This window comes from Mesorhizobium amorphae, from assembly GCF_014843845.1.
Taxonomy (GTDB): domain Bacteria; phylum Pseudomonadota; class Alphaproteobacteria; order Rhizobiales; family Rhizobiaceae; genus Mesorhizobium; species Mesorhizobium amorphae_A.
In genome coordinates this window covers 24532-34719 of record NZ_JHQS01000008.1, presented here as the reverse complement: position 1 = coordinate 34719, position 10188 = coordinate 24532, and the positions used below count along the sequence as shown (strand labels likewise).

General features: G+C 64.4%; 7 protein-coding genes. 5 read left to right on the top strand and 2 right to left on the bottom strand.

Annotated features, from left to right (window positions below):
* Window positions 1-14 precede the first annotated feature (14 nt).
* Entirely contained in the window at window positions 15-1544 is a 1530-nt protein-coding gene (locus DH08_RS04255) for an ABC transporter substrate-binding protein (protein WP_192178055.1), read from the bottom strand.
* 106 nt (window positions 1545-1650) lie between these two features.
* Window positions 1651-3225: an FAD-dependent oxidoreductase gene (locus DH08_RS04250; protein WP_192178054.1), complete on the bottom strand. Its 1575-nt coding sequence runs from the start codon at window positions 3223-3225 to the stop codon at window positions 1651-1653.
* Window positions 3226-3344: 119 nt separating this feature from the next.
* On the opposite strand from DH08_RS04250, the gene DH08_RS04245 reads away from it, so the two are divergent.
* From DH08_RS04245 to DH08_RS04225, 5 genes are all read left to right on the top strand, one after another.
* The gene (locus DH08_RS04245; protein ID WP_120012139.1) at window positions 3345-4136 is read left to right on the top strand and encodes a cyclase family protein; all 792 of its coding nucleotides are present in this window, start codon (window positions 3345-3347) and stop codon (window positions 4134-4136) included.
* A gap of 158 nt (window positions 4137-4294) precedes the next feature.
* Entirely contained in the window at window positions 4295-5866 is a 1572-nt protein-coding gene (locus DH08_RS04240; RefSeq protein ID WP_192178053.1) for a phytoene desaturase family protein, read from the top strand.
* A complete protein-coding gene (locus DH08_RS04235) occupies window positions 5866-6348 on the top strand; it encodes a MarR family winged helix-turn-helix transcriptional regulator (RefSeq protein ID WP_192178052.1) in 483 nt (160 codons plus the stop codon). Before DH08_RS04240 ends, DH08_RS04235 begins: the two co-directional genes overlap by 1 nt.
* A 46-nt stretch (window positions 6349-6394) precedes the next feature.
* Window positions 6395-8548 carry a thiamine pyrophosphate-dependent enzyme gene (locus tag DH08_RS04230; protein ID WP_192178051.1) on the top strand — a complete coding sequence of 718 codons (2154 nt, stop codon included), beginning with the start codon at window positions 6395-6397 and terminating at the stop codon, window positions 8546-8548.
* Window positions 8541-10112: an indolepyruvate oxidoreductase subunit beta family protein gene (locus DH08_RS04225; protein WP_192178050.1), complete on the top strand. Its 1572-nt coding sequence runs from the start codon at window positions 8541-8543 to the stop codon at window positions 10110-10112. Before DH08_RS04230 ends, DH08_RS04225 begins: the two co-directional genes overlap by 8 nt.
* Window positions 10113-10188 lie beyond the last annotated feature (76 nt).

Genomic DNA, 10188 nt, shown 5'->3' with positions numbered 1-10188 from the left:
AGTCTATGCGGCTATCAGGCCGGGGTCATCAGCGCCGGCAGCAGCGCGCCGGACACATGCTGCACGACATTGACGCCCTTGGCATGAACGATCGGCTGCGCATACTGGATCAGCGGCAACACATAGGCCTGCTCGGCGATGTATTTGTCGACCGCCTTCCAGCCGGCGATGCGCTTGGCCTCGTCCTTCTCGCCCCACAGCGGATTGATCATGTCGATCAGATCCTGGCTGTCCCACACCGAATGCGGGCTCGGGCCATACATGGCAAAGCCGGTCGATGTCGTCGGATCGCCGATGGCGTTGCCCCAGTTGTAGAAGGCCGCCGGCGCCAGCTTGTCGGCGGCGCGCAATTCGTAGTGCTTGGCGATCTCGTAGATCTCGATCGTCGCCTCGATGCCGACCTTGCGCCACATGCCGACGATCGCCTGGATCATCTCGTAATCCTTGGGCTTGAAGCCCTTGGTCGTCTGTATGGTGAACTTGACCGGCTTTTCCGGCGAATAGCCGGAAGCCGCCAGTAATTCCTTGGCCTTTTCCGGATTGTGCTCGACCTTGATCGAGGCATCGAAGGCCGTGTATTCCGGCGTCTCCAGCGTCGCGATCGACTGGCCGTAGCCGCGCAGAAGCCGCTTGACGAGAAGTTCCTTGTCCACCGCCATGACCGCGGCCTGGCGGACATTCTTGTCCAGCATCGCCTCGATGTCGTTGAAGAAGATCATGCCGATGTCGGAAACGTTCTTGCACGAGCCGGCGAGCCCGTCCTTGGCGATCAGCCGGTCATACTCCTCATAGGGGATTTCGAGCGTCACCTGCGAGGAACCGGACTCGATCTCGGCGACGCGACTTGCCGCATCGGTGACGAACTTGATCGTCACATTCTCGAAGGCCGGCTTGCCGCCCCAGTAGTTCGGATTGGCCTTGAGCCGCAGGAAGGCGTTGCGCTCGAATTTGTCGACCATATAGGGGCCGGTGCCGATCGGTGCTTTTTCGAAACCTTCGGCGCCGACTTTCTCGTAATAGGCCTTCGGCATGATGTAGCCGGTCAGGAACGACATCCATTTGAAATACACCGGGTCGAACTGCACGACGTCGCCGGTGATCTTGTTGCCGTCGATCTTGAAGTTGTTGACGTTCTTCCAGACGAACTGGATCGGGTTGCCGGTCTTCTCGTCGCCCGCCCGCTGCAGCGACCAGACCACGTCCTCGGCGGTGAAAGGCGAACCGTCATGCCATTTCACGCCGTCGCGCACCGTCATCATGATCTTGGTGCGGTCGTCGTTCCAACCCCATTCGGTGAGTAGGCCCGGCGCGAAGGACAGATCCGGTTTCTGCGGGACGAACTGGTCGAACACCGACTGGTAAAGGCCCTGGATGGTCGGGTTGACCGCCGAAGGTCCGGTGGTCGGATCCCAGGACGGCAGGTTGACGTTGTAGGCGATGGTCAGTTCGCCGGCCGCGGCTTTGGCGATCTTAGGCAAGCCGAGGGCGGTCGCACCGAGCGCCGCAGCACTGTATCCGAGCAAGTCTCGTCTGTTGATTGTCATGGTCGTTCCCCTGTTAGTGGTCTTTGTCCGCGCGGCATCATTGTTCGATTGTCAGGTTCAGGCTCTTGGGCAACCGCGCCTTGTCCATCCTGGAAGTCTTCGGCTCCTAATTCCCTCCGAGCTGTTGGGCGAGCATGTAGCCGGATGCCGCACCGGTGCCGGCGCCCGGCCACGTCGCAGCACCTGTCAGGTGCAGGTTGGCGACCGGCGTATTCCAACCGGCGTAACCGCGCGCCGGGCGGAACAAGAAATTCTGCGCCAGATGGTGGCTGCCGCAGATCTGGTCGCCGCCGACGAGGTTCGGGTTCTCGCGTTCGAGGTCGAGCGGCGAGAACACCGCGCGGCCGAGGATTTTTTGGCGCAGTCCGGGCGCGTAGCTCTCGATGATATCGAGCACACGCTCGGCATAAGCTTGCTTGACCTCGTCCCAACGGTCCGGCGCGATCTTGCCTGCCGCGTCGCCGAGGATTTCGGCCGGTAGCATGCGCACCTGCACCCACAGGATGTGCTTGCCTTTGGGCGCGCGCGACGGGTCGATGGCTGTCGGCTGACCGACGACCAGCACCGGCTCGTCCGGCAACATGCCTGCCATCGCCTGCTGATAGGTGCGCGACATGGCGTCGAGCGACGGCGCAAGATGCACATAGGCGAATTGCCGAAGCTCGGCGCCGGCGCGCCAGTCGGGCAATTCATCCAATGCCAGATGGATCATCATCGTGCCCGGCGCATACCGGAATTTCTTCATCGCCGCGTCGAAGCCGGCATCGCCGGACCCATCGGGTAAAAGCTTGCCGGTAAGCGCTCTCGGCGCAACGCTGGCGATGACCGCCTTGCTGGCGATATGGAAGTCGCCGGAGGCAAGCCTTACGCCGGTCGCACGGCCACCGGCGACTGTGATCTCCGCCACCTCGGCGCCGGTGACGATCTTGCCGCCGGCCGCGGTGACCATGCCGGAGAGCGCGCGGATCATGGTGTCGGCGCCACCCTCGCCGAGCACCATGCCGAAAGCCTGATTGGCCATCGATTCCAGATAGGGGAACACCGCACCGCCGGCGATGTCGGGGGCGAAGTCGAGATGCATGCCCCAGGCGGCAAGCGTCGTCCGGACATGCGGGGATTCGAAAGTCTCCTCGAGCCACGCGCGAGGTGAAGAAAGCAGCAATCGACCAGTATCGAGCGCGTCGGAAAAACCCTTCTTGCGCCACAGGTTCCAGGCGGTGCCGGCGAGCGCGCGTCCGCTCATCGGCGAGCCCAGCAGGCGGAACAGATGCTCGGCCTCGGGCATGAAACCGGCGACCAGCCGGCGCCATGTGGCGGCGTCGGCGGCGGAAAAACCTGCCAGCCTGGATGCCGTCTTTTCCAGGTCGTTGCTGACGCCGAACCAGCGTCCGTCCGGAAAGGCGCTGGCGAAACAATCAGCTACGGGTGCGAATTCCAACCCGTGGGTTTTCAATTCATTTGCATATTTCCGGTGGAAGGCTGAGCCGGCGAACAGGCTCAGATTCATCGCGCCGAAATCGTGGCGGAAGCCGGGAACGGTGTATTCGTGGGTCTGGACAGCGCCGCCTATTGTTGCACTGCGTTCAAAAACGGCCGTTTTCCAGCCCTTGAGCGCCAGATGCGCGGCGCATGCCAGACTGTTGTGGCCGGCCCCGACAAAGATGGCGTCGAACTCGCTCACGCCCCAAACCCATTTCCTTTATGCTTAAAGATAATTGCAGATGCATATGTTTTCGTCTAGTAGGATATTAAGGGCCGAGACGAGCCTCGATCATCATCGACAAAGAGGGAACTGAGACCATGGACACGCAAAAACTCCTCGGCGAAGTCGCCGGCCAGCTGCTTTCAGGCGGCATCAAGGTGGTCGACCTGTCGGCGCCGCTCGGACCGGACACGCCACTGATCAAGCTGCCGCCTGAGCTTGCCGTCGACACGCCGAAGGTCGAGATCCACTCGATCTCCCGTTATGACAAGAACGGCCCGTGGTGGGCCTGGAACTGGCTGAAGCTCGGCGAGCATTCGGGCACGCATTTCGACGCGCCGCAGCACTGGATCACCGGCAAGGACTATCCGGACGGCGCCACCGACACCATTCCGGCCCAGAACTTCGTCGGTCCGGTCAATGTCATCGACTGCTCGAAGGAAGCCGCCGCCGACCACGATTTCCTGCTCACCGTCGACCACATCAAGGCATGGGAAGCCAAGCATGGCGCCATCAACGCCGGCGAGTGGGTGGTGATGCGCACCGACTGGTACAAGCGCAACGGCTCGGAAGCCGAATTCCTCAACGCCAACGAGACCGGGCCTCACACGCCCGGCCCAACGGCCGAGGCGATCCAGTTCCTGATCAGCAAGGACATCAAGGGCTGGGGCAGCGAAACCATCGGCACCGATGCCGGCAAGGCCGGTGGCATGGAGCCGCCATTCCCGGCGCACACGCTGATGCACAAGGCCAACCGCTACGGCCTCGCCAGCCTCTGCAACCTCGACCAGCTGCCGCCGAAGGGCGCGATCCTGATCGCCGCCCCGCTCAAGATCGAGCACGGCACCGGCAGCCCGATCCGCGCGCTGGCGCTGGTGCCGGGGAAATAGGCGCGAGGTGGCGGTCTTCGGGAGAAGATCATGGCGAAGGCGGTGGTGACAGCCGATCTCCCCCCTCGTGGGGGAGATGTCCGGCAGGACAGAGGGGGGCGCGAAGGAACGCTACCCCACGCATTTGACCCCCACCTGCCGGCAGGGAGCGATCGTCGATGAATGCCCCCGATCACATCATCGTCGGCAGCGGCATCAACGCGCTGGTCTGCGCGGCGATGCTGGGCGGCAAGGGCGCCAAGGTGCTCGTACTCGAACGCAACGACCGCATCGGCGGCTGTATGCGTACCGAGGAGATCACGGCACCCGGCTTCGTCCATGACGTGATGGCGACGACTTTCGTCCTGTTCATCACCTCGCCGGCCTTTGCATCACTGGGCAAGGATCTGGCGCGGCATGGGCTGGAATTCTGCCAAACCGCGACGCCCACCGGTGTGCTGCGGCCGGACGGCAGCCATGCCGTGCTCAGCACCGATCGCGCCGCCAACATCGCGGCGCTCAATGCGCTGGCATCCGGCGACGGCGACCGGCACGGCGGCGACGTCGGCGATATCGAGCGCAATGCCGGCCTGTTGTTCGGCCTGCTCGGCGGTGCCCTGTGGTCCTATCCGACGGTCAAAATGCTGGCTGGCGAGGCCTGGCGGCGCAGCCCGCGCGGTCTTGCCGCCTTTCTTGGCGAGGCGCTGGTGCCGGCCCGCAGCTGGCTGGAAAGTACCTATCAATCCGAAACCATCCGAGCGCTCTGGGCGCCCTGGGTGCTGCATGCCGGCCTTGGTCCGGAAGATGCGTTTTCCGGCCAGATCGCCAAGGTCATTGCCTTTGCGCTGGAGGCCGCCGGCGCGCCGATCGTCAAGGGCGGCGCGAAAAACCTGCTTGCTGCTTTTGAGGCGCTGATCATCGAGCGCGGCGGCGTCATCTCCACCGAAGCCGACGTTGCTTCCATCATCCTGGATGGAGGCCGTGCCACCGGTGTGCGGCTTGCTTCGGGCGAGACGGTCCACGCGAAGAAGGGCGTCATCTGCTCGGCCACGCCGACCCAACTCTACGAGCGGCTGCTCGGCAAGGATGCGCCGGCGGCGGCTCCTGAAGCCGTGCGGAACTATCGCTATGGCAAGGGCAACTTCCAGATCCATTATGCCCTGGACAAGCCGCCGACATGGCGCGGCGAAGGCCTCGACAAGGTCGCGCTCCTGCACTTGACGCCAGGGCTCGATGGCGTGTCCAAGGCATGCAACGAGGCAGTGCGCGGCCTGCTGCCGGAGGTGCCGACCATCTGTGTCGGCCAGCCGCACGCGCTCGATTCTTCGCGCTGTCCGGACGGCAAGGCGATCCTGTGGCTGCAGCTGCCCGAGGCGCCGCGCCATATCAAGGGCGATGCCGCCGGCAAGCTGCAGGCGCCGGCCGACGGCCTGTGGACCGAAGCACTGCGCGAGGCCTATGCCGATCGCGCCGAGGCCATCCTTGCCAACCATATCGACGGGTTCAAGGACAGCGTCATCGCACGGCGCGCCTATTCGCCGGCCGATCTCGAAGCGATGAACGTCAATCTGGTCGGCGGCGATCCCTATGGCGGCTCCTCGACCATCGACCAGTCGTTCCTGTGGCGGCCGTTCAAGGCAAGCCGCAATCATGACACCGGCATCAAAAACCTCTACCACATCGGCGCCTCGACCCATCCCGGCGCCGGCCTTGGCGGCGGCTCCGGCTTCCTGCTGGCGGGGAGGCTGTGATGGAACAGAAGGTTCCCGAAAAACGCCAGCGCATCTCGACCCTTGGCGAGATCGGCCTGCAGCAATTCGCGCCCTATCTGATGAACCGCATCATGGGCCGCTACAACGCCACCTTGCGCGAGGATTTCCGCAAGCAGGGTCTGACCATCCCGCAGGTGCGCACGCTGGCCGTGCTGTCGGTCGCCGACGGCGTCACCGTAAACGATCTCTCGGTCTACACGGTGATCGAACAGTCGACCTTGAGCCGCACGCTCGACACGCTGGAGGGGCAGGGCCTTGTGCGGCGCGAGCAGGGCGTCACCGACAGCCGCTTCCGCCATGTATTCCTGACAGAAGATGGCCGCGCTCTGTTCACCCGCGCCTGGCCAGCCATGCATGACGCCTTCGAGGCCATGTTCGACGGCGTCGACGACGCCGAATATGCCGCGCTCATCGCCACGCTTTTGAAGATGCTGAAGAACATCCGCAAGCACGACATCTAGACCTACGCGCCGCCAGCGCCGGGCGGTAACGGAAGGAGTAGAAGAAATGGCCGAACGGTCTTTTGCCAAGGAAGTCGAAAAGCTGAGGCTCGGTGCCGGCGAGGAGTTTGCCGGCGAAGGCATCCTCGCCATCACCAAGGCGCTGCTGCAATGCGGCGTCGGCTATGTCGGCGGCTACCAGGGCGCGCCGATCAGCCATCTGATGGACGTTCTGGCCGACGCGCAGGACATTCTGGGCGAGCTTGGCGTGCATTTCGAGGCGAGCGCCTCGGAAGCCACCGCCACCGCCATGCTGGCGGCCTCGGTGCATTATCCGATCCGCGGCGCCGCCACCTTCAAGTCGACGGTCGGCACCAATGTCGCCTCCGACGCGCTGGCCAACCTGGCATCCGGCGGCGTCACCGGCGGCGCGCTGATCATTGTCGGCGAGGACTATGGCGAGGGCTCCTCGATCATGCAGGAGCGCAGCCACGCCTTCGCCATGAAGAGCCAGGTCTGGCTGCTCGACCCGCGCCCCAATTTGCCGTCGATCGTCAAGGCGGTGGAGGACGGATTTGAGCTGTCGGAAGCGTCCAACACGCCGGTCATGCTGCAGGTGCGCATCCGCTGCTGCCACGTGCACGGCCATTTCATCGCCAAGGACAACAAGCGGCCGCCAATGTCGGTGGCCGATGCGCTCGACGCGCCGCGCCGCGACACTGGCCGCATCGTGCTGCCGCCTGCTTCCTTCCTGCACGAGAAGGAGAAGGTGCAAAAACGCTGGCCGGCGGCGGTGGATTTCATCCGCAAGAACAAGATCAACGAGATTTTTGGATCGGACCACGGCTCGGTCGGCATCGTCATGCAGGGTGGCATGTACAATGCGGTGATCCGTGCACTGCAGCGCCTCGGCCTCGCCGACACCTATGGCGACACCGACGTGCCGCTCTATGTGCTCAATGCGGTCTATCCGCTGGTCGACGACGAGTTCCTGTCCTTCTGCGAGGGCAAGCAGGCGGTGCTGGTCGTCGAGGAAGGCCAGCCCAACTACATCGAGCAAGCCTTTGCCGCCATGCTGCACAAGGCGGGGCGCGGCACCAGGCTGGTCGGCAAGGAACATCTGCCGATGGCCGGCGAATATACCGGCCAGGTCATGCTCGACGGCATCGGCTCCTTCCTGCGCGCCGAGGCGCCACATCTTTTGCCCGGCGAGGTGCGCGCACCGAACAAATCAGGCGAGGGCGTCGACACCGCCGACCTCATCAATGTCGTTCCAGGACGACCGCCCGGTTTTTGCATCGGCTGCCCGGAGCGGCCGATCTTCGCCGCGACAAAATTGGTCGAGCAGGAGCTTGGCAAGCATCACATCGCCTCCGACATCGGCTGCCATCTGTTCTCGATCATGCCGCCCTTTGAACTTGGCGCGACCACCATGGGCTACGGGCTGGGGCCGGCCTCGGCTTCGGCCTTCAATTCGCCCGACGCCAAACGCCGCTCGATCTCCTTCGTTGGCGACGGCGGCTTCTGGCACAACGGCCTGACCTCGTCGATTGGCAATGCGGTCTTCAACAAGAATGACGGCGTCATCGTCATCGTCGACAATTTTTACTCTGCTGCCACCGGCGGGCAGGACATTCTGTCCTCGCGCGCCGGCAACCGGACGAAATCGACCAAGCATCCGATCACCGAGGCGGTGAAGGGCATGGGCGTCAAATGGCTGCGCCATATCGACCGCACCTACGATGTCGGCAAGATGCAGGAGGCACTGCGCGAGGCGCTGACAACGGAGGAGAGGGGGCCGAAGGTCATCGTCGCCTCGTCGGAATGTATGCTCAACCGCCAGCGCCGCGAAAAGCCGCTGGTCGACAAGGCAATCAAGGGCGGCGAGCGGGTCGTAAAACCGAAATTCGGCGTCGACGAGGATATCTGCACCGGCGATCACGCCTGCATGCGGCTGTCCGGTTGCCCGTCACTGTCGGTGAAGTCGCTCGATGATCCGCTGCGCGATGATCCGGTCGCACATATCGACCAGAACTGCGTCGGCTGCGGCAATTGCGGCGAAGTGGCTGATGCTGCCGTGCTCTGCCCGTCCTTCTACCGCGCCGACGTCGTGCACAATCCGAGCCGCTGGGATCGATTCCTCGAAAGCGCGCGCCGCGCGGCGATCAGCCTTATGCAGCGGCGTCGCGAAAGCCGGCGCCTGACCTTCGCCGATGCTTGACCACAAGGCCGCATTGCACCCGAAGGCGGGTGCCGCCGAAGATCAGCGCGTCATCAAGCTCGCGGTGCTCGCCGTCGGCGGCCAGGGCGGGGGCGTGCTGGCCGACTGGATCACCGACGTCGCCGAGCGCAATGGCTACGTCGCCCAGTCGACCTCGGTCGCCGGCGTCGCCCAGCGCACCGGCGCCACCATCTACTATGTCGAAATGGCCCGTGACACTGGCCGCCTGCCGGTCTTCGCGCTGTCGCCGTCACAGGGCGACGTCGATATCCTGATCGCCGCCGAACTGATGGAAGCCGGACGCGCCATCATCAGAGGTTTCGTCACGCCCGAGCGCACGACGCTGATCACGTCCTCGCACCGCATCGCCGCCGTTTCGGAAAAGATCGAACCGGGCGATGGTCGCGCCTCGTCCGCCAAGGTGCACGCGACCGCCGAAGCCGCCGCCAGGCGCTTCATCGCCTTCGACATGGAAAAGATCGCCGCCGATAACGGCACGATGATTTCGGCCAGCCTGCTCGGCGCGCTGGCTGGTTCCGATGCGCTCCCGTTCACCCGCGAAACCTACGAGCAGGCGATCGGGGCGGGTGGCCGGGGCGTCAAGGCCAGCCTCGCCGCCTTCGGCGCTGCCTATGATCGCGCGCGCGGTATCGCGGGCGCTGCACCCGCAAGCGGAACGACCGAGACGCCGCCGGCCTCGGAAACCGGTCCAGGCGCGGCGAAAGTGAGCGGGCCGGAAAGCCTCCTGCAGGGCTGGCAGCAGCTGGCAGCTCGCATCGATGCTTTGCCGGCTCCTGTTCGTGACATGGCGCTGCGCGGCCTGAAGAAAGTCGTCGACTACCAAGATATCGCCTATGGCGGCGAATATCTCGACCGGCTCGGCCGGGCGCTCGCATTGGACGATGCCGGACATGCCTACGCGCTGTCGGTCGCCGCCGCCAAGCATCTCGCCAATGCCATGTGCTACGACGACATGATCCGCGTCGCCGACCTCAAGACCCGCTCGACCCGCGACAAGCGGGTGCGTCGCGAGGTCGGCGTCAAGGACGGAACGGTCCTGCAGGTGACAGAATATTTCCACCCGCGCATCGAGGAATTCTGCGGTACGCTGCCGGCGGGGCTGGGCAGCTATATCGAAAGCCGGCCAAAACTCGCCGCCTTCCTCGACCGCCGCATCAATCGCGGCCGCCATATCCGCACCGACAGTTTCGCCGGCTTTGCCGCGCTCTGGTTCATCGGCGGCCTGCGCCGCTGGCGCCGCAGCCTGCTGCGCCACAAGGTAGAGGTCGCGCACCTCGAGCGCTGGTACGAATTGGCGCTTGGCCATGTCCGCGAAGACTATGCGCTGGCCGTCGAAATCCTCAACTGCCGCCGGCTGATCAAGGGCTACAGCGACACCCACGCCCGTGCCCAGTCTAAGTTCGACCGCGTGCTGTCGGCACTGGATCTGGTCAAGGGCCGCCCCGACGCCGCCGACTGGATCCGCCGCCTGCGCGAAGCGGCGCTGAAGGATGAGAAGGGCGACATGCTCGACGGCGCGCTGAAGACCGTGGCGTCCTTGTAGCAACGGATCCTGCTGCCTCAAGCCGATCGGTGAGATAGCGGCTGCCGCGGCCGCACCTTCCGTGCCGCTTGTGGTT

Coding starts and splice junctions, on each gene's coding strand:
- DH08_RS04255 (WP_192178055.1), bottom strand. CDS start 1,544: ATGACAATCAACAGACGAGACTTGCTCGGATACAGTGCTGCGGCGCTC.
- DH08_RS04245 (WP_120012139.1), top strand. CDS start 3,345: ATGGACACGCAAAAACTCCTCGGCGAAGTCGCCGGCCAGCTGCTTTCA.
- DH08_RS04240 (WP_192178053.1), top strand. CDS start 4,295: ATGAATGCCCCCGATCACATCATCGTCGGCAGCGGCATCAACGCGCTG.
- DH08_RS04235 (WP_192178052.1), top strand. CDS start 5,866: ATGGAACAGAAGGTTCCCGAAAAACGCCAGCGCATCTCGACCCTTGGC.
- DH08_RS04230 (WP_192178051.1), top strand. CDS start 6,395: ATGGCCGAACGGTCTTTTGCCAAGGAAGTCGAAAAGCTGAGGCTCGGT.
- DH08_RS04225 (WP_192178050.1), top strand. CDS start 8,541: ATGCTTGACCACAAGGCCGCATTGCACCCGAAGGCGGGTGCCGCCGAA.